Raw genomic sequence first — 18,943 nt, forward strand, 5'->3', positions numbered from 1 at the left:
ATGTCGCAGTATCAGCGTATCGCCTGTCTGAGCACAGAAGCCGTCGAAGTTATGTACGCTATCGGCGCGGAAGATTTGATCGCCGGTATTTCCGGCTACACCGTGCGTCCGGCGCGCGCCAGAGAAGAAAAAGTCAAAATCAGCGGATTTTCTTCAGCGAAGCTGGATCGCATTCTGGCGGTGAAGCCGGATCTGGTACTGGCGTATTCGAATATGCAGTCGGATTTGTGCAAAGAATTAATCAGTGCCGGTGTGGAAGTACATTGCTTCAACCAGCACAGTGTTGATGGCATTTACAAAATGATTGCCACCGTTGGCTTGCTGACGGGGCGCAGTGCTGAAGCGGCGCAACTGACCGAAACCCTGCAGCAGACAGTGCAGTCCGTACTCATGCAAAGCCGGCAGTGGACGCGCAGACCACGTGTGTATTTTGAAGAATGGAATGAGCCGCTGATGTCTGGCATTGGCTGGGTATCGGAACTGATTCGCATCGCTGGCGGCGATGATATTTTCCCTGAGCTGGCGAATTGCTACTCCGGTCGTGAACGCATTATTGCCGATCCGCTGGAAGTAGTGCGGCGTGCTCCTGACATCATCATCGGTTCATGGTGTGGGAAGAAGTTTCAGCCGGATCAGCTGATGCAGCGCGAAGGCTGGGCGCAGATTCCGGCGGTTCAGCACGGGCAAGTGTTTGAGATCAAATCACCGGACATTCTGTCACCGGGGCCTGCCGCGATTCAGCATGGTTTATTGCAATTGCAGGTACTGATCTCCGGCTGGCAGCAGCAACAGTCTGCGTAAAACAAGGATACAGGCATGCAGTTTCATACCCTGATGGTGCAGGGCACCACCTCAGACGCAGGCAAAAGCACGGTAGTTGCGGCGCTTTGCCGTCTTGCGCAGCGCGACGGTATCCGTGTGGTGCCGATGAAGCCGCAAAACATGGCGCTGAACAGTGCCGTGACGGTAGATGGCGGCGAGATAGGCCGTGCGCAGGCCTTGCAGGCACAGGCCGCCGGACTGGAACCGCATACCGACATGAATCCGGTATTGCTGAAACCTTCCAGCGATACCGGCGCGCAAGTCGTGGTGCATGGCAAAGTGCGCGCCGATATGAATGCGCGTGACTATCATCAGTACAAAACGATTGCGATGTCTGCGGTGCTGGAATCGTATCAACGGCTGCGCGATCAGTATGCACTGGTGATGGTGGAAGGTGCTGGCAGTCCGGCAGAAGTGAATCTGCGCGAACGCGATATCGCGAACATGGGTTTTGCCGAAGCGGTGGATTGTCCTGTAATTCTGGTTGCAGATATTGATCGCGGCGGCGTGTTTGCGCATTTTGTCGGTACGCTGGCCTGCCTGTCGGAAAGCGAGCAGCAGCGCATTGTCGGCTTTGTGATTAACCGTTTTCGCGGTGATATCCGCTTGCTGGAACCGGGGCTGGCGTGGCTGGAACAGAAGACCGGCAAGCCTGTACTCGCGGTGCTGCCTTATCTGCACGGCTTGCAGCTGGATGCAGAAGATGCAGTGCTGACGCAGCAGGAGGGCAAAGGCCGTTTTCGTATTGTGGTGCCGGTCATTCCGCGTATTTCTAATCACACCGATTTTGATGTGCTGCGCGCGCATCCGGATGTGGATCTGCATCTGGTCGGGCCGGGGCAAGCAATTCCGCCCGCTGATCTGATTGTCCTGCCCGGCAGCAAAAATACCATGGCTGATCTGGCGTTTCTGCGGGAGCAGGGCTGGGAAGCTGCGCTGCAGAAGCATTTGCGTTACGGCGGCAAAGTCATCGGCATTTGCGGCGGTTATCAGATGCTCGGACAGCAGATCAGCGATCCTTTCGGCGTGGAAGGCAGCGCAGGGCAGACACAGGCCGGTTTCGGCTTGCTGCCGGTCAGTACCAGACTGGAGCAGCACAAGCAATTGCGCCGTGTGCAGGGGCATACTCTGTTCGGTACGCAGGCTGCTGTTGAGGGTTATGAAATCCATATGGGCGTTTCTGAACGCGCACAGGACTGCGCTGCTGCGCTGATGCTGGACGGCATGCCGGACGGTGCGGTGTCAGCCGATCAGCAAGTGATGGGAACCTATCTGCATGGTTTGTTCGATCATCCGCAGGCTTGTCAGGCCATCCTGCAATGGGCAGGGCTGGAAGCGCCGCAAATACTTGATCTGGCTGCTTTGCGTGAAGCCAGCATCAACCGCGTCGCCGATGCCTGCCAGCCATTGTGGGACGCACTGCGTCGTTTACCGGACTAAAAGTCAGGTACAAACCCACTCGCCACGCTCGCCTAAGGCAGGCCAACAGCGCCTGCCAGCCTCTGTGCCTATGCAGATCTCCGCATCACCTCAAAAAACACCTGCCCGCTCAGCCAGCAAATTCGCGGACGTCCGTGAAAAAGCCGGTTTTTCTGTGCTGAAGTCCGCATTTTGCATGTGAAATGCATATTTTCCGTTCTGAATTGATTTCCGGGAGCAGGCGGAAGTGTATTCAGTTATTGATGCTGATATTGCAATTTGTGAGGAGCTGAAATGCTCCCTTCGGGTGTTTACTCCGGTTGACGGGTTTCAGCTTGCAATGCGCAATACAAACGGGACGTGGAGAATGACGGCAATGGTCAGAGCTTTCCATGAACAGTCGCAAGAAGAAGAACAGTCATCACAATGGTGCCCGCGACCACCATGCGGAGTTTCCGGTGATTGTCCCGGGTTTCATCGGGATGGGTTTCTGATAAGTAGCGCCACTCGTCAATCCATTTTTGCCGAACCAGAAAACGTGACCAGGCGGGCGGAGAGTAAAGGCGGTAACCGCAAATGTAATTGGCTAGGACTAAATACGAATAGAGCAAAAGCTCCAAATAATCTGCAATTGCAGATTCACGATCTAGGATTTTCCAACACTTCAGTGGAATCGCGATCAATATTCCCAGCCACATAGCTGTCATACTAAAACGCGTGTAAACGGGATTTTTCATTTTTTAGATTTGGCAATATAGTCAGTACTATTGAGTGACTGACTATATTGTTGTTAGAGATTGATAATCAGTTTTTTCCGCCCTGTGCGGGGACACGGCCACCCCGATTCCAGCGCGAATAAAGTTCGTCGCCAGCTGACCAGATAATACCGCCTAAAATTGCACCTCCCAAAAATGCCCCACCAGTTCCGACAACCAGCAATCCAGCGATACCTCCAACGACTATACCTGCTGCGGTCGTGTTTCCATCACCACCATGAATTTGTTCTAATTCCTCAATTTTTAATTCTTGCATCGAAATCTCCTAAGTTGAATTTGGGGGAATTCCCGGCTCCAACTTTAGGGAAACAAGATTGTTTGATTGAAACATAAATCGAGCAAATTTAAGTAAACGTAATAATTGTGACACTCCGTTTGTCATTTGCAGCGGCGTATTCACTGAGAGTTACGGGATCCGAAGCGGCGACTGTGCATCATTTATTTCTTTAATGCTTAAAAAATAACAATCTTCGCAAGTCGCGGGCTTTTTTGCGACATTCGTCGGTAAATGGAACCCGGAAATTTTGTTGCACTTTATGTGGTTGCAAACTTCGAGGGCACATCATTCTGTGGTTTTTTTTACAGTATTTTTGAACGCTTGCACTGTCCGGATTGAGCGCTCGCGCAGTTAGCAGTCTGCGTTGAACGTCGGTTTGGGTAAGAGTACGCATACTTTGCTATGAATGCACAAATGAATCGGTGCGAAGTGCCATGGTGGAATAGTTACGGGTAGCTGTGGCAGTTATGGAACCTGTGCAGAACTCCGCATCACCCCAAAAAGCACCTGCCCGCTCAGCCAGCAAATTCGCGGACGTCCGTGAAAAAATCGTTTTTTCTATGCCGGAGTCCGCATTTTGCATGTGAATTGCATTATTTCAGCAGAGGGGGAGTAACAGCTTGGATGGGTGTTGTGTACAAAAGAAAACAACCCGCTTTGCGGCGGGTTGTTTATCCATGCAAAATTTGTCTTTTGCCGTTCAGGTGGTTTCGGCATTGGCATCAAATTCAGATTGCCATTCTTCTGCCAGTGCTTTGGCTTTTTCCAGTTGATCTTCACTCAGCTGCTTTTCCGCGTATTCGCGGTACACAGCGGCATCATCGTAATCGCCGGCTAGCAGCATCCATTTGTAACCTTCCACCAGATCCGGCTTCATCCCTTTACCTTTGAAATACATCAGGCCCAGCTGATACTGAGCGCTGGCGTTACCCTGATCTGCTGCTTTCTGAAACAGATCCTGCGCCTGTTTGTAATTCAGCGGGACGGCATTGCCGGTGACATACAGCACACCCAGGCTGTATTGCGCATCCGGATAACCCTGATCTGCCGCTTTGCGGAACCAGTTCACTGCGGTACCGTAATCCGGTTGTACGCCTTTGCCTTTGGCATACATGCGCGCCAGATTGGTTTCGGCGCGGACATTGCCTTGTTCTGCCGATTTGGTGAACCATTCGAGGGCCTGCGCATAATCTTCTTCCACGCCTTCACCTTTCAGGTACATCAGCCCCAGATTGAACTGGGCATCAGCATTTCCGTCTTCTGCAGCTTCGCGGAAAGATTCAATGGCTTCAGCGTACTCTTCATTTTCATAAGCACTGACCGCGTTTTCAAACACATTGGCATGTGCAAAATGCAAACCCGCGCCGGCAACGGCGAGCAGGCCGGTTAATACGAGGGGACGAAATATGCGGCGATTCATGATGATTTCCTGAGTGTTTCCGGTTCACGTTCCATTGTAGACCGCGCTTGGCAGAAGGAAAAGTCGGGAAAATTGCTATATGGCAATAAATTTCGCGAAAGTAACAATGATTTGCGAACCTGACAAAAAATTAAGCTTCCTCCGGCAGATACTGCCGCATAAAAGTATATTTTTCGCCAGTGAGCGATCAAAACAGGCTGAGTTGCGGTTCGGGCGTATTGTCTACCGGTTCCGCCTGCAACCAGTGCGCGTCCGGCAGTTGCAGCAGCCCGGTTGCGAATTGCAGATCGGTGTGGTGCAGCCAGGCATCGTAGTCCTTCGCCGCAATCACGACCAGTGAACGTTTCTCATCTGCAGGCGGATGAAACCGCGACATCAGCGGATGCTGATCTGCGTTGACGGTAATCTGCGTGAAACTGTGCACGATTTCGCCCTCGGGAGTGCGTCGGCTGCGATACAGGCCGGCCACTGCGAAATCCTCGCCGCTAGCCATCGCAATCTTCCAGCGCTGCGCCCGCCCGCTCTCGTAGTTGGGTTCGCAAAAATACTGCATAGGAACAAGGCAGCGCTGTCCGCGTTGCCAGTGCCGGGCAAAACTCGGTAAAGCGGCAATGGTTTCCGCTCTGGCGTTCATCGTACTGAATGGTTTGCGTCCGGCCGGAAATTCGGACTTTGCAATCAGTCCGAATCCGGCCAGCACGACTTCGCGCTGACCGGCATGGTCTGGCTTAATAATCGGTGCCGCATAGTCTTGCCATACTTCCGGTTTCCATTCCGGCAGACTGTCTGTGTTGACGGCAAAATGTTTTTCCAGTGCGTCGCGGCGGCTGGGCGTGTAATTGACGCACATTGCTCAGCCGGCAGTTTCTGTGCTGACCAGATCCCAGTCAGCTTCATCTTCGTAGCAAATCATCCAGTTTGCGGCGCGATGCCACGCTTCCACAGCGATAGCATCCAGTCTGCCCGGGACGGGCCTGTTTTGCAGATGTGCATGGCGCACAGCCCAGTGGAAGCGGTAGAGTAAATCCGCCCAGTCCAGTAAGTCGGTTTTGCTGCGCAGGTGCAGTGCTCGCGCTTCATGTACGGTGGTAATTTTTTGCAGGTCGGGCTGACCGCTGTGCTGATCCGGCATCCCTGGTTTGTTTTCCAGACCGGCAGCCCACATCAGAAAGCACAGCGCATGGCGAGATGATTGCTGCAGCTGCAATGCGCTGGCGTCATCCAGATTGCCATCCAGTAAAGCCTGCTCTTGTTTGCTGAGGGCAGCGGAACTGCTGTCGGTAGCGTGTTGCGGGTAAGTGCAGACAGTTGCCAGCGCCTGCAGGCGTTGAAGTACTGCATCTGCACCGCGAATCTGAATTTCATCTTCGGATTCGATCGTCGGCAACTGAAGATTCAGTCGTATGCCGCGTTTGTGCAGCGTTAATTCGGAAAGTTCTTTGCGAATCTCTGGGGATTTCATGTAATACGACTCCTTAATGCCCTGCATTGTACGTCAGTGGTGTGCAATGCAGGGGAAAACGGAGTGCACTTAAGCGGTGCGGCGGGAAGGACGTGCGATCAGGTACACGATGCCCGCCAGTAACAGAAACGGCAGGGCGAGCGGGAGCAGGGACACTGCCAGTGCCACCACGACCAGTCCGGCGACAACCACCATCAGTGCAGAGACACCCGCGATCACCAGTCCGGTACACGCCAGCGCAAAAACGGTTGCCAGTACACCAATCCCTAAGCCACCAGCCAGCATTGAGAAGCCGAACAGACCACCAATCTCATGGTCATTCACCACTACGTGCGCATCCGGTGAAAATTGCCAGGCAAGGCCGGCGATCAGCAGGACAGTCAGAATTGCGATAGCAGCAGTTTTTTGAATACGCATGATGTTCTCCTTGTGAAGTGTCTTTGTTGTCAGCATCCCGTGTGCATGAGTACAGAATAATGCGCTGCCGGAGTGCGCTCAACGGGAATGCGACAGGGCGTAAAAAAGCAGGGATGTAATGCAGACAGCGCTGATGAACAGAAACAATCAGGCGTAGCGGCGGAGGGGCTATTTGTGTTGATGAACCGTTAAAACAAAAAGCCCGCTGTTTTTGCAGCGGGCTTTTTTAATTCTGGCGGAGAAGGGGGGATTCGAACCCCCGGTAGGTATTACCCTACGCACGCTTTCCAGGCGTGTGACTTAAACCACTCATCCACCTCTCCAGGCATTCTTTCGCGTTCAGCGAAGACCAAGACTATAGCAAAGGATTGCAGAAAAAGGAAGAGCTGTTGCGCAGCTTTTACAGCAAAGTTCCTTATGCGCCTGTCCACGGCAACTGTCGGAAGCACCATCCGCCGACGGTTTTACGGTGTCCGGCTGTATCTTTATCGCCTTCAAAACCTTCCAGAATATCAAAACACTGCGTATAGCCTGCTTCGGTGGCAGCTTTCGCTGCGTGTCGCGAGCGTACGCCGGAGCGGCACAAAAACACGATGCAACGTTGTTTGTCAGGAACTGTTTCTTTCAACTGGCTGAGAAATGCCGGATTTGGTGTGCCGCCGGGGTACAAACTCCACTGCACAGCACCGTGCTGCTGTTCCGGAACACTGACTTTGCCAATCCAGTCGCGCTCAGCCTGCGTGCGCACATCAATCAGTATGACCGAAGGGTCTTGCTGTAGTAAATTCCATGCTTCTTCCGGCGTAACAGCGCCTGCATAAGGTAGCTGCTGTTCAGTGGCGCGTGCGGAGGCATGGCTTAAAATTTCCTGAGCGGACATATTCGTTTCCATCGAAGGTTTCAGCTAAAAATAGTACAGTCAATTCGGAAAGTGTATCGCCGGAATGAATTTTGCCGGTATCAGGCATGCAATTCTGCGGTACTGTTTCCGCGTTGCGGAAGGCTGAGTGTAGCAGATGGTTTACCAAACAAATATCCCTGGTATGCATGACAATCCAGTGTTTGTAAAAAGCTCCGCTGAGATTCCTGCTCAACACCTTCAGCAATGACGGAAAGCCCGAGACTTTTTCCGAGACCAATAATGGTTCTGACGATAGCAGCATCACTAGGATTGACCAGAATATCTCGAACAAATGACTGATCGATTTTTAACTGTTGCAGAGGTAAGCGTTTGAGGTAGGCCAGAGACGAGTAGCCGGTTCCGAAATCATCCAGAGAGAAACAAATTCCATAAGAACGCAAAATGTGCATCCTTGTGATGGTTTGCTCAACATTGTCCAGCAACAGGCTTTCGGTCAATTCCAGCTTCAGACTGCCGGGCTGAATCTGATGCTGTGTTACTGCTTCCAGTACCGTATCGACAAAGTCATCCTGGCGGAATTGTTTGGCACTGACATTAACCGACATCGTCATTGATGCATATACGGGATCAGTCTGCCACAGGGCTAGCTGCGCACATGCCTGATGCAACACCCATTTCCCGATTGGTACAATCAGCCCCGTTTCTTCTGCAAGCGGAATAAATTCGGCTGGCGAAACCATGCCTTTTTTCGGATGCTGCCAGCGCAATAATGCTTCGGCCCCCAGCCATTTGCCTGTGCTGTTTACTTGCGCCTGGTAAAACAGTCTGAATTCATGCTGGCGCAGGCCGTTTCTCAGATCGGCCTCCATTTCGGCGCGGGCAGCGATGATGTTCAGCATTGCCGGATCAAAAAAGCAGGCATTGTCTCCACCGGCAGATTTCGCTTCATACATCGCAACTTCGACCTGTCTGAGTAATTCTTCAGCGGATGTGTGACTTGCGCCGAATAATTCTATCCCCAGACTTGCTGTTGTATGAAAGTACTGCCCTTCGATGGTGAAGGGTTTTTTTATCTCTTCCAGAATCTGATTGGCGATGGACTTCACTTCAATGACGGAATCCCGTATCTGGTCGCTGAGATCCTCAATAATCAGTGCGAACTCATCTCCGCCGATGCGGGCCAGCGTGTCACCCTTACCGGTTCTTGCCTGTAGCCGTTTGGCGACATGTTGCAGAATCAAATCGCCTTTACCATGCCCGCTGGTGTCATTAATCGTCTTAAAATTATCCAGATCCAGAAATAAAATAGCGCCGAAGCGATTGCTGCGGGTATTGCTGACCATTGCATGCTGCAAGCGGTTGAGTAGCAGGCGACGATTCGCCAGGCCCGTCAGGGGATCGTGATATGCCAGATGTTCCAGCTTGGCTTCGGTCGCTTTCCTTTGCGTGATATCGAGCATGGTGCCCACATAATTAACAACGTCTCCGGACTCTGACCGGATTGCTGTAATGGTCAGCCATTCGGGGTAAATTTCACCGTTTTTTCTGCGATTCCAGATTTCCCCCTGCCAGACGCCTTTGGAATCCAGTTGTTCAGCCATGTCTTTATAGAAGCTGCCACCATGAATGCCGGATTTCAGTAAGCTGGTCGTTTTGCCAACAGCTTCTCCGCGCGAGTAGCCGGTGATGCGTGTAAACGCCTGATTAATTCTCAGGATTTTGCGTTGTTCGTCGGTAATGACAATGCCTTCTTGTCCTTCAAATGCGATGGCAGCGATGCGTAAATCATTTTCCACACGCTTGCGACTGGTTATATCCTGTGTTGTGCCAATCAGTCTCTGGCCTTCGGTAGGATGGGCTTCAAACGTCAGTTCAGAGTGAACCCAGCGAGTCTCTTCATCGAAAACTAAGCGATACTCGGCTGATGCGGACTGACCTGCACATGCCTTTTGCCAGCATTCTGTGATTTTTGCCCTGTCGTCAGCGTGGACTTTGGTGAGAAGTATATCTTTATTGACTTGGATCCCGGGATCCAGTCTCCAGATGCGGAAGGCTTCTTCGGAGCCCTTGAAATGTGCGCCGGATAAAGGCGCACTCCAGTTGCCAGTATGGGAAATCGCCTGAGCGCGTTTTAAGTCTTGTTCCGTTTCGGCAAGCTCGCGGGTTCGTTCTTTGACCAGGCTATGCAGTTGTTTTTTCTGTCCCCAGTTAGTGGCGAGCATTCGTATCAGAATTGTGAGCATCAGGCTAAGGATGAGCCCGACCATATAGCGTCCATAGTGCAGTATCGGATTCGTTTTTCCTGCTGACTTCAGATCAAAATACCATTCGGTATTTGGCAGTGCAAAGCGGTGGCTGACTGCAGGCGCGCCGCTGTATCCTTCGCTGCGATGGATGATTTGCACCTCACCGTCGTTTGGCTGCCTACGCCAAATTTGATATTCGTAGCCGCGTTGGCTGAGCAAAGGGACTTCTGTGCTGGCTATCAGCTTATCCATTTCAATGATGACGGAAATAAAGCCCCAGAAACGGGCATCTCCGGCTTCAGATGGCAGGAAAACAGGCAATCGTCCGATTAAGCCGGTTTTTCCGACTAGTAGCGGTAGCGGGCCGGCAAGGGTTAGTTGCCCGCTTTGTAGGGCGATTCTCGATTCGGTCTCGTGTTTGGGATTGGTCAGCAAATTGAGGCCGAGCCCTACTTCACCCCGTTCCTTTGGAATGACGACACTGGTAATGCCTCCCGGTGCCAGATAAATTGCTGCAACTCCCGGATAAAACGGGATCAGTGCATTTGCAAATTGTTGAAACTGGGCTGCTTCTCCGTGCTTCTCTTTAATATGTGCAGCGACGGCGTAGCTGACTGCCAGATTTTCGCGAATGCGGCTTTCCAGCGCGTGCGACTGCATGATTGCGATTTCTGAAAGTGCTGCCGCTTGCTCAGATTGTTCCGCCTGGTCGAGTTCTGCAACCCATATAATGTTTGCACCCAGCGCAATAATAAAAATCATGGCTGTTGAAATGCGAGGGTACTTCAGCAGCAGATTCAGCAGAAAAGACATGTCCTTGAGAGCATTTTTCCGTTTGAGTCAGCGAAGCTGAAAAATCAGCTTTAGTACTGTCAGTAAATATCTGACTCAACTGTAAGTAGTGTATTTGTGGCTTTGTCGGATAATGTGGAGTGGGATATTGTCCGACATGCATTCTGCCGTGTATTGATGCAGCGCAGAGACTTCCGCATTAAGCTCGGGGATCAAAATTGCAACCCTTTCAGAGGCAATGATATCGTCGATGTTGATCTTGGGTAACTATTTGACTTTTGCGCTGGCAGCTACGATAAGCCTGTGGTCGTATCAGAGTCAATCTGACTTGATCCAAAATTTGCAGTGATATGAGGCACATCAAGTTATGCCTGATTTGCCGGGCTTACTCTCGCTTAAGGGTTTTGGATCGGAGTGTCTCCGGTCATGCAGGGATTTGTTGATAAGTTTGATTGCATCAAAATGGTGCGGTTTCGAGTTCTGCACTTATTTGGTGCGAAACTTTTCTCTATTTGCGCGAATTGCTTGTTGTTGGTGCGGTCGCGTTTTCGTGATATTTGACCTTGTGCAAAAAATGCTCTAAAACGGCACTGTTTTCTTCGGGTTCCAATGGCTTTCAATGATTTTTTGCATTTTGACTTGTTGGCATAATTCATGCTTTGATGTTTGTATATTGTAAGCAGTTGGTAGTTCATATCGGGTTGGATGTTTAACAGAATTTTCCCGGATCATTTTTCACTGTATTTTTTCGCTCGACAGAGGAGTTTCAAATGGCAATGACCGCCGCAGATGTCCTGAAAATGGCAAAAGAAAATGAAGTCAAGTTTGTTGACTTCCGCTTTGCTGATACACGAGGCAAAGAGCAACACGTGACAATTCCGATTTCTCAGCTGGATGCTGATAAATTTGAAAGTGGTCACGCATTCGACGGATCTTCTATCGCAGGCTGGAAAGGCATTGAAGCTTCTGACATGTTGTTAATGCCTGATCCGAACACAGCAAACATCGATCCGTTTATGGAAGAGACAACATTGTTTATGCAATGTGATGTTGTTGAACCGTCTGATGGTAAAGGTTACGACCGTGACCCTCGCTCTATTGCTAAGCGCGCAGAAGCGTACCTGAAATCTTCCGGCCTCGGTGATACTGCTTATTTCGGCCCTGAGCCAGAATTTTTCATTTTTGACGGCGTTCGCTGGAATGTGGATATGTCTGGCTGCTTCGTTAAAATCGACTCAGAAGAAGCGTCTTGGTCTACTGGCGAAAAATTTGAAGGCGGTAATTCCGGTCATCGTCCTGCAGTTAAGGGCGGTTACTTTCCGGTTCCTCCGGTCGACAGCTTTCAGGATATGCGCTCCGAAATGTGTCTGATTCTGGAGTCTCTGGGTATTCCTGTTGAAGTGCATCATCATGAAGTTGCAGGTGCTGGCCAAAACGAAATCGGTACAAAGTTCTCCACACTGGTTGAGCGTGCAGACTGGACCCAAAACATGAAGTATGTGATCTGGAATGTGGCACACAGCTACGGCAAAACTGCGACATTCATGCCAAAACCAATCGTCGGTGACAATGGCTCTGGTATGCACGTGCATCAGTCTGTTTGGAAAGATGGTAAAAACCTGTTTGCTGGCGACGGCTATGCCGGTTTGTCCGATTTTGCCCTGTATTACATCGGCGGTATTATCAAGCATGCGAAAGCATTGAATGCTATTACAAACCCTGGCACTAATTCTTATAAACGCCTGGTTCCTGGTTTTGAGGCGCCTGTAAAACTGGCATACTCGGCACGTAACCGCTCTGCTTCTATCCGTATTCCTTACGTTGCAAATCCTAAAGCGCGCCGCGTGGAAGCGCGTTTCCCGGATCCACTGGCTAATCCGTATCTGTGCTTTGCAGCACTGTTGATGGCTGGTCTGGATGGTGTTCAGAATAAGATTCACCCTGGCGAAGCTGCGACCAAAGATCTGTATCACCTGCCACCAGAAGAAGATAAACTGATCCCGACAGTTTGCGCATCTCTGGAAGAGGCGCTGGAGGCGCTGGATAAAGATCGCGAGTTCCTGACACGCGGTGGTGTGTTCAGTGACAGTATGATTGATGCTTACATTGAACTGAAAAAGCAGGAGGTTCAGCGCTTCCGCATGACAACGCATCCAGTTGAGTTCGATATGTACTACTCGCTGTAATCGTTGGATTGCAATTGGTGAGAAAGGCGGGTTTTTGCCCGCCTTTTTTTATTTGCTGTATTTGTTACGACTGGTAAAGGCAATTGTGTCACGCAACACCTTCGCATACACTAAAGGCTTGTTGACGATTCTCTCTTCCGCTATGAAGTACGGTTATTTTTTGCTTTTCGGACTACTTTTACTGCAAAAGGCAGCCTTTGCTCAGACCGAGGTGTTTCTGTGTGTTGATGAAAATGGAAAAAAAGAATACAAAAATACGGGGGCTGTTAAAGGGTGTAAGCGACTTGATTTACCAGGGCTGACCATTTCTCAGCCAGCACCGGTTCAATCTGTGTCTGCCCCCAAAGTAGCTGCTGCGAAGCCTGCATCCAGTCCGGCAGGGTTTCCCAAAGTAGACGAGTCGACACAAAAGACCCGTGATGCGGATCGCCGTCAGATACTGAATGATGAGTTGCGGACCGAGGAGCAAAAGCTTGCAGAACTGCGGAAAGAATTTAACAACGGCGAGCCGGAGCGACGCGGTGATGAGCGTAATTATGCAAAATATCAGGAGAGGGTAGCTCTCATGAAAGACAATATCGCCCGTACGGAGAAGAATGTTGAGGCGCTCAAGCGCGAAATCGGAAATTTAAAATAGCATTCCGGGCATGATGTTTGCGTAAAATAAAAGGTCGCGATTAGCGGCCTTTTTTATTCATAAATCATGACGATTTCATTTGATGGCCTCGATTTACTGACTTCTGCAGTGCTCATTTGTAACGATGATGGCGATATTGTCTTTGCAAATACGGCAGCAGAATCTTTGCTTGATTGCTCCGTAAGGCTTCTGAAACAGCAAAGCTTACGCGATGTTTTTCTGAATCCCGGAGAACTGCTGGCTGTGTTTGAGCAGGCGAAGCAGCATATGTTTGCAGATAAACGTCTGGACCTTTCTCTTGAGCGGTCTGCAAAAGATGTTTTGCACGTGAGAGCGATTGTTACCCCCTTAGACGATCCGGCTACTCCTGTCTTAATTGAGCTTCACCAGAATGAACAGCAATTGAAGCTGGATCAGGAGGAGCGTATGCTGGATCAGAATCGTGCAAATAAAGAGCTGATTCGTAATCTTGCTCACGAAATTAAGAATCCCCTCGGTGGTATACGTGGAGCTGCCCAGCTTCTTGAGTTGGAGTTGCCTGAAAGGCAACTTAGGGAGTTGCGGGAATATACCCAGGTCATCATTAAAGAGGCAGACCGATTGCAAACACTTGTCGACCGGTTATTGGCACCCCATCGCGTACCCCATATAGTTGGTGATGTGAACATACATGAAGTTTGTGAGCGTGTACGCAGCCTGATGATGGCGGAGTTTCCGCAAGGCCTGACCATACAGCGCGATTATGATTTGTCGATTCCGGAGTTTCGCGGAGACAAAGAGCAGCTCATTCAATCTGTATTGAATATCGCACACAATGCTGCGCAGGCGCTGTCTGAGCGTATCAAGCAGGGTGATGCTTTGCTGGTTATCAAGACTCGTGTTGCTCGTCAGATAACATTGGCAAAAGTCAGGCATAAGCTGGCATTAGATTTGCATATCATTGACAACGGTCCTGGCATTCCACCTGAGATTAAGAACAGGATGTTTTATCCGCTGGTCTCTGGCAGAGAGGGGGGGAGTGGGTTGGGGTTGACACTTGCTCAGACATTCGTAGCTCAGCATATGGGGGTTATCGAATGTGAGAGCAGGGCGGGGTTGACTGATTTCAGAATTTTGATTCCATTGCCCTGACCGATACCAAGATTTTAAGCGCAGCATTCAATTAATTAATTTTAAAAGAACATAAGATGAAGCCAGTCTGGATTGTGGATGATGATGACTCTATTCGTTGGGTCCTTGAAAAGGCGCTTGCGCGCGAGAATCTTGTTACCAGAAGCTTTACCAATGCACGTGATGCCATGCAGGCATTACAGACAGAGTCTCCGCAAGTACTTGTATCGGATATCAGAATGCATGGTGCATCTGGCCTTGAGCTACTTCAGGTGGTTAAGTCAAAACATCCGGGTTTGCCAGTTATCATAATGACGGCATTTTCGGACTTAGATTCTGCTGTTGCTGCATTTCAGGGGGGCGCCTTTGAGTATCTGGCAAAGCCATTTGATCTGGATAAGGCTGTTGAATTGATTCGTCGTGCCTTAGAGGAAAGTCTTCGTGAGACTGAGTCTGAGCAGCAATTTTCAGAAACACCCGAAATTCTTGGTCAGGCCCCCGCGATGCAAGATGTTTTCCGCGCGATTGGTCGCTTGTCTCAGTCGAACGTCACTGTATTGATTACAGGAGAGTCCGGTAGTGGTAAGGAGTTGGTTGCGCGTGCTTTGCATAAGCATAGCCCCAGATCCAGTCAGCCCTTTGTGGCACTGAACACAGCAGCCATTCCAAAAGATCTCCTCGAGTCAGAGTTATTTGGTCATGAGCGCGGTGCATTTACGGGCGCGCAAACGACACGTCGCGGGAGGTTCGAACAGGCAGAGGGTGGGACCCTATTTCTTGATGAAATTGGGGATATGCCATTTGATTTGCAAACGCGGTTATTACGAGTTTTATCAGATGGTCATTTTTATCGGGTTGGAGGGCATCAGCCTCTGAAGGCAAATGTCAGGGTGATTGCGGCAACCCATCAGAATCTTGAACAGCGTGTGCGTGAAGGATTGTTCCGTGAAGATCTCTACCACAGGCTGAATGTCATTCGACTTCGATTGCCCAGTCTCAGGGAGCGAAAAGAAGACATTCCGGTGCTTGCGCGTTTCTTTCTCGCAAAAAGTGCAAAACAGCTGGGTGTGGATGTTAAAAAGTTAAGTGATGCCGCACTGCTTTATTTGTCGTCTTTGGAGTTTCCGGGCAATGTTCGCCAGTTGGAAAACTTGTGCAACTGGATCACCGTTATGGCGCCGGGACAGTTAGTTGAAATCAATGATTTGCCATCAGATTTAACCCGGGTTGGTGATGTTGCGGCTGTTTCTGCTCAGGATGTGGCTTTAGAAATTCCGGTCATTAATCAACCGGAATCGCAAATTCTGACATCATGTTTGCAATCTTCGATTTCGAGTACTTTGCCCGTTGATTGGCACCAAATGCTTGAAAGTGAGGCATCAGCGATGCTGTCATCTGGTGAGCCGGAGGTCATCGTGCAACTTGGAAAAATATTTGAAGCGACAGTGATTAAAGCTGCGTTACGGCATACACATGGCAGGAAAAATGAAGCGGCAATTAAACTTGGCATTGGGCGTAATACTATTACCCGTAAGATACAGGAGCTGAACATACTGGGTGTCAGGGACGATAGTGAAATTTGACATCATTATTTCACTGATGACTTGCTGCAACGCTTGGTAAAACATTTTTAAAAATGGTTACCTGTGCAGAAATAACAGAGTATGATTTTTGAAAGAGCGTTTGTTTCAAAAGCATTGTTGTTGAAAAGAAGTATAGTTTTTATGTTCAACTTACAGGCCGTCAGCTAACTTTCAGGAGTCGCCTTATGAAACTCGAAGCACTGTTGCAACAACAAAACGCGCTTCCATCTATTCCTAAAGTTGTTCAGGAAGTGATTGATAGCTTCAATAATGACAGTGTCTCAATTGATGAGATTGCCCGCAAGCTCTCTGCGGATCAAGTCCTCAGTGCGAAATTATTACGGCTTGCTAATTCGTCGTATTACCACGCTTCCCGGAGCGTGGGGACGGTAGATGATGCCGTGTTAATGCTCGGATTCATGACAGTACGCACGCTTGTTGTCAGTAGTGGTCTGACTGGGGGCTTTAAGGCAATGCCCGGCGTTGACCTTAAGCAATTCTGGCGCTATAGCTTAAATACTGCTGTAGTTGCAAAATGGGTGGCGCGTCAGATACACAGCAATTCTGATTTTGCGTTTACGGTTGGCTTAATGCATGCGATTGGCCAGCTTGTGATGCATGCCGGGATGCCGGAGCAGACCTTGCAAATCGACAAAATCGCAGGCGCCCTTGACTCGCGCAGGGTAGATGTTGAGCGTAATTCCTTTGGCTACGATTTCTATGATGTTGGTGCTGAATTAGCTAAGCGCTGGCGTTTTCCAGAGAATTTCAGTGTGGCAATTAAGGGTAGTTTCGATCCATTGAGCCAAGAGCCATTTGAGCCGGTAGCGGCGATTGTACATATTGCTAGTTGGTGTGCGAGGGCAAACGAATCAGGTTTTAGTGCTGATGAAAAAGAGGCGACGTTTCCAGTTGAGGTTGCTCGTAAGCTTGGAATTCAGCCAGACCGTATTCTTAATGAGATGCCCCCGGTAAGTGAGCTCGCTGAAGGGCTGCAGGAGCTTATTTCCTGACGTGAGTGGCACTGCCGTTAAGCAGTGCCACTCATTTTCTCCACGGATTTAAATAATGCTCAGATTTTCCCTTCGATACTCAGGGCAACGGCTTCTGCAACTTTGATTCCGTCTATGCCCGCAGACATAATTCCTCCTGCGTAGCCGGCACCTTCACCAGCGGGAAATAAACCGGCAGTATTGATGCTTTGCAATGTTTTATCGTCACGTTTGATTCTGATTGGTGAGGATGTTCTGGTTTCAACACCTGTCAATAAGCCATCGCGCATTGCAAAGCCACGAATTTTTTTATCAAATGCGGGAATGGCTTCTTGAATCGCTCTGATTGCAAAATCGGGAAGTGCCTTATGCAGGTTGCCAAGAGCTACCCCTGGTTTGTATGATGGAATGACACTTCCAAATTCAGTAGATTCCTTTCCGTCCAGAAAATCACCTATCAGTTGTCCGGGGGCGCTGTAGTTCTCGCCACCTAATTCAAATGCCTTTGATTCTAAAGCTCGCTGGAAATCAATTCCGGCTAATGGGTGTTCTGGATAATCAGCTGGAGAAATGCCAACGACTATCGCAGCATTTGCATTGCGTTCATTGCGCGAGTATTGACTCATACCATTGGTAACCACCCGGTTAGGTTCTGATGTTGCTGCAACCACCGTTCCACCGGGACACATACAAAAACTGTAAACCGAACGCCCGTTTGAAGCGTGGTGTACCAATTTGTAATCTGCTGCGCCCAGAATTTTGTTACCTGCATTTGGCCCAAATCTTGCCTGATCAATTACAGATTGCGGATGTTCAATTCTGAAGCCGATTGAAAAAGGTTTTGCTTCCACATAAACGCCTTTTTCATGAATCATCTGGAAGGTATCGCGCGCACTATGCCCGATTGCCAGTACTACGTGAGTCGCGGGCAGGAAATCTCCGTTGTTGATATGAAGACCACTGATTTTTCCATTGCTGATTTCCAGCGAGTCGACTTTTTGCTGAAAGCGAATTTCTCCGCCAAGCTCTTCAATCCGATGGCGCATTTGTTCGATCATCTTAACGAGTCGGAATGTGCCAATATGCGGTTTGCTGACATATAAAATTTCTTCGGGTGCACCGGCTTTAACGAATTCCGTCAGAACTTTGCGACCGTAATGATTTGGGTCTTTTACTTGACTGTATAACTTGCCATCTGAAAATGTCCCTGCGCCGCCTTCGCCAAACTGAACGTTAGACTCAGGGTTGAGTTCGCGTTTTCTCCATAAGCCCCATGTATCTTTTGTTCGTTCACGGACGGTTTTTCCGCGTTCAAGCACGATTGGCCGATATCCCATTTCAGCCAGAATGAATGCGGCAAACAGGCCGCACGGCCCGAAGCCAACCACTACAGGCCTGGCGGATCGGTTTGCAGATGCTTTTGCAACGAAATGATAACTGGTGTCAGGAGTTTGAGAGATTCTTGGAAGTTGAGATATTTTTGGCCAGTGATCGAGTTCATTTTTTATCTCAACATCTATTGTGTATATCAGTATGATATCTACCTTCTTTCGTGCATCGTAACTGCGTTTAAACACAACGAAATTCACTAATTCGGATGCTCTTATTTTGAGGGACTGAATTACCGCTTGTTTAAGCTCATCTTCAGTGTGACTTAATGGTAGTGCCAGATCTGTAATACGAATCATAAATAGCTCCCCCGACTGTCTATGTCGGAATAGGTTGAGTGAGGTCGCTATTTTACTATTTGATGGTTATATTTCGATTCGTTTGGTTTCGGGGCTAAGTTCCTTTGTCTGAAAGTAATTGGAAGGCAGGTGTTGACATGTGGTTCGCGTTTCTTCATAATCTCGTTTCTCTGCTGCTGACGAACACAACGCTTCGCAGCGATAGCAGAAAAGAATACAGTTCTTTAACAATCAACAGCCAATAAATGTGGGCA

General features: G+C 49.5%; 16 protein-coding genes and 1 tRNA gene. 7 read left to right on the forward strand and 10 right to left on the reverse strand.

Annotated elements, in window-relative coordinates; translation table 11 throughout:
• The gene (locus IE092_RS12235) at window positions 1–801 is read left to right on the forward strand and encodes an ABC transporter substrate-binding protein (protein ID WP_189357462.1); all 801 of its coding nucleotides are present in this window, start codon (window positions 1–3) and stop codon (window positions 799–801) included.
• 15 nt (window positions 802–816) lie between these two features.
• Complete coding sequence (locus tag IE092_RS12240) at window positions 817–2,262, forward strand: cobyric acid synthase (RefSeq protein ID WP_229793155.1); 1,446 nt, start codon at window positions 817–819, stop codon at window positions 2,260–2,262.
• Window positions 2,263–2,621: 359 nt separating this feature from the next.
• On the opposite strand, the gene IE092_RS12245 is transcribed toward IE092_RS12240, so the two are convergent.
• The 9 genes from IE092_RS12245 to IE092_RS12285 all read right to left on the reverse strand — a co-directional run bounded on the left by IE092_RS12245 (window position 2,622) and on the right by IE092_RS12285 (window position 10,463).
• A complete protein-coding gene (locus IE092_RS12245) occupies window positions 2,622–2,948 on the reverse strand; it encodes a hypothetical protein (protein ID WP_189357463.1) in 327 nt (108 codons plus the stop codon).
• A 97-nt stretch (window positions 2,949–3,045) separates the two neighbouring features.
• Window positions 3,046–3,273: a hypothetical protein gene (locus IE092_RS12250; protein ID WP_189357464.1), complete on the reverse strand. Its 228-nt coding sequence runs from the start codon at window positions 3,271–3,273 to the stop codon at window positions 3,046–3,048.
• Between the two features lie 721 nt (window positions 3,274–3,994).
• On the reverse strand, window positions 3,995–4,714 hold the full coding sequence (locus tag IE092_RS12255) for a tetratricopeptide repeat protein (RefSeq protein WP_189357465.1): 720 nt from the start codon (window positions 4,712–4,714) through the stop codon (window positions 3,995–3,997).
• 187 nt (window positions 4,715–4,901) lie between these two features.
• Window positions 4,902–5,564 carry an SOS response-associated peptidase gene (locus IE092_RS12260; RefSeq protein WP_189357466.1) on the reverse strand — a complete coding sequence of 221 codons (663 nt, stop codon included), beginning with the start codon at window positions 5,562–5,564 and terminating at the stop codon, window positions 4,902–4,904.
• Window positions 5,565–5,567: 3 nt separating this feature from the next.
• Window positions 5,568–6,176, reverse strand: coding sequence for a DUF4272 domain-containing protein (locus tag IE092_RS12265; RefSeq protein WP_189357467.1), 609 nt, complete (start codon window positions 6,174–6,176; stop codon window positions 5,568–5,570).
• Window positions 6,177–6,245: 69 nt separating this feature from the next.
• Window positions 6,246–6,593 carry a hypothetical protein gene (locus IE092_RS12270; RefSeq protein WP_189357468.1) on the reverse strand — a complete coding sequence of 116 codons (348 nt, stop codon included), beginning with the start codon at window positions 6,591–6,593 and terminating at the stop codon, window positions 6,246–6,248.
• A 233-nt stretch (window positions 6,594–6,826) separates the two neighbouring features.
• A tRNA-Ser gene (locus IE092_RS12275) sits at window positions 6,827–6,916 on the reverse strand.
• Between the two features lie 92 nt (window positions 6,917–7,008).
• Window positions 7,009–7,473, reverse strand: coding sequence for a rhodanese-like domain-containing protein (locus IE092_RS12280; protein ID WP_189357469.1), 465 nt, complete (start codon window positions 7,471–7,473; stop codon window positions 7,009–7,011).
• Window positions 7,474–7,553: 80 nt separating this feature from the next.
• Complete coding sequence (locus IE092_RS12285; protein WP_189357470.1) at window positions 7,554–10,463, reverse strand: bifunctional diguanylate cyclase/phosphodiesterase; 2,910 nt, start codon at window positions 10,461–10,463, stop codon at window positions 7,554–7,556.
• 800 nt (window positions 10,464–11,263) lie between these two features.
• Here IE092_RS12285 and glnA point away from each other — a divergent pair.
• The 5 genes from glnA (at window position 11,264) to IE092_RS12310 (ending at window position 17,022) form a co-directional block, all read left to right on the forward strand.
• On the forward strand, window positions 11,264–12,679 hold the full coding sequence (gene glnA, locus IE092_RS12290) for a type I glutamate--ammonia ligase (protein WP_189357471.1): 1,416 nt from the start codon (window positions 11,264–11,266) through the stop codon (window positions 12,677–12,679).
• Between the two features lie 142 nt (window positions 12,680–12,821).
• Entirely contained in the window at window positions 12,822–13,316 is a 495-nt protein-coding gene (locus tag IE092_RS12295) for a DUF4124 domain-containing protein (protein WP_189357496.1), read from the forward strand.
• Window positions 13,317–13,382: 66 nt separating this feature from the next.
• Complete coding sequence (gene glnL / locus IE092_RS12300) at window positions 13,383–14,447, forward strand: nitrogen regulation protein NR(II) (protein ID WP_189357472.1); 1,065 nt, start codon at window positions 13,383–13,385, stop codon at window positions 14,445–14,447.
• A gap of 56 nt (window positions 14,448–14,503) precedes the next feature.
• A complete protein-coding gene (ntrC, locus tag IE092_RS12305; protein WP_189357473.1) occupies window positions 14,504–16,009 on the forward strand; it encodes a nitrogen regulation protein NR(I) in 1,506 nt (501 codons plus the stop codon).
• A gap of 185 nt (window positions 16,010–16,194) precedes the next feature.
• Window positions 16,195–17,022 carry an HDOD domain-containing protein gene (locus IE092_RS12310; RefSeq protein ID WP_189357474.1) on the forward strand — a complete coding sequence of 276 codons (828 nt, stop codon included), beginning with the start codon at window positions 16,195–16,197 and terminating at the stop codon, window positions 17,020–17,022.
• Window positions 17,023–17,081: 59 nt separating this feature from the next.
• Here IE092_RS12310 and IE092_RS12315 read toward each other — a convergent pair whose 3' ends face one another.
• Window positions 17,082–18,689 carry an NAD(P)/FAD-dependent oxidoreductase gene (locus IE092_RS12315; protein WP_189357475.1) on the reverse strand — a complete coding sequence of 536 codons (1,608 nt, stop codon included), beginning with the start codon at window positions 18,687–18,689 and terminating at the stop codon, window positions 17,082–17,084.
• Window positions 18,690–18,943: the final 254 nt, after the last annotated feature.

The sequence above is a fragment of the Cognatundibacterium squillarum genome, assembly GCF_014652435.1.
GTDB lineage: Bacteria > Pseudomonadota > Gammaproteobacteria > Burkholderiales > Burkholderiaceae_D > Undibacterium > Undibacterium squillarum.

Bases quoted from the DNA above. Each gene is read 5' to 3' on its own strand.
- IE092_RS12245 (WP_189357463.1), bottom strand. From the start codon at position 2,948: ATGACAGCTATGTGGCTGGGAATATTGATCGCGATTCCACTGAAGTGT.
- IE092_RS12240 (WP_229793155.1), top strand. From the start codon at position 817: ATGCAGTTTCATACCCTGATGGTGCAGGGCACCACCTCAGACGCAGGC.
- IE092_RS12315 (WP_189357475.1), bottom strand. From the start codon at position 18,689: ATGATTCGTATTACAGATCTGGCACTACCATTAAGTCACACTGAAGAT.
- ntrC (WP_189357473.1), top strand. From the start codon at position 14,504: ATGAAGCCAGTCTGGATTGTGGATGATGATGACTCTATTCGTTGGGTC.
- IE092_RS12265 (WP_189357467.1), bottom strand. From the start codon at position 6,176: ATGAAATCCCCAGAGATTCGCAAAGAACTTTCCGAATTAACGCTGCAC.
- IE092_RS12280 (WP_189357469.1), bottom strand. From the start codon at position 7,473: ATGTCCGCTCAGGAAATTTTAAGCCATGCCTCCGCACGCGCCACTGAA.
- IE092_RS12285 (WP_189357470.1), bottom strand. From the start codon at position 10,463: ATGATTTTTATTATTGCGCTGGGTGCAAACATTATATGGGTTGCAGAA.
- glnA (WP_189357471.1), top strand. From the start codon at position 11,264: ATGGCAATGACCGCCGCAGATGTCCTGAAAATGGCAAAAGAAAATGAA.
- glnL (WP_189357472.1), top strand. From the start codon at position 13,383: ATGACGATTTCATTTGATGGCCTCGATTTACTGACTTCTGCAGTGCTC.
- IE092_RS12255 (WP_189357465.1), bottom strand. From the start codon at position 4,714: ATGAATCGCCGCATATTTCGTCCCCTCGTATTAACCGGCCTGCTCGCC.
- IE092_RS12295 (WP_189357496.1), top strand. From the start codon at position 12,822: ATGAAGTACGGTTATTTTTTGCTTTTCGGACTACTTTTACTGCAAAAG.
- IE092_RS12270 (WP_189357468.1), bottom strand. From the start codon at position 6,593: ATGCGTATTCAAAAAACTGCTGCTATCGCAATTCTGACTGTCCTGCTG.
- IE092_RS12235 (WP_189357462.1), top strand. From the start codon at position 1: ATGTCGCAGTATCAGCGTATCGCCTGTCTGAGCACAGAAGCCGTCGAA.
- IE092_RS12250 (WP_189357464.1), bottom strand. From the start codon at position 3,273: ATGCAAGAATTAAAAATTGAGGAATTAGAACAAATTCATGGTGGTGAT.
- IE092_RS12260 (WP_189357466.1), bottom strand. From the start codon at position 5,564: ATGTGCGTCAATTACACGCCCAGCCGCCGCGACGCACTGGAAAAACAT.
- IE092_RS12310 (WP_189357474.1), top strand. From the start codon at position 16,195: ATGAAACTCGAAGCACTGTTGCAACAACAAAACGCGCTTCCATCTATT.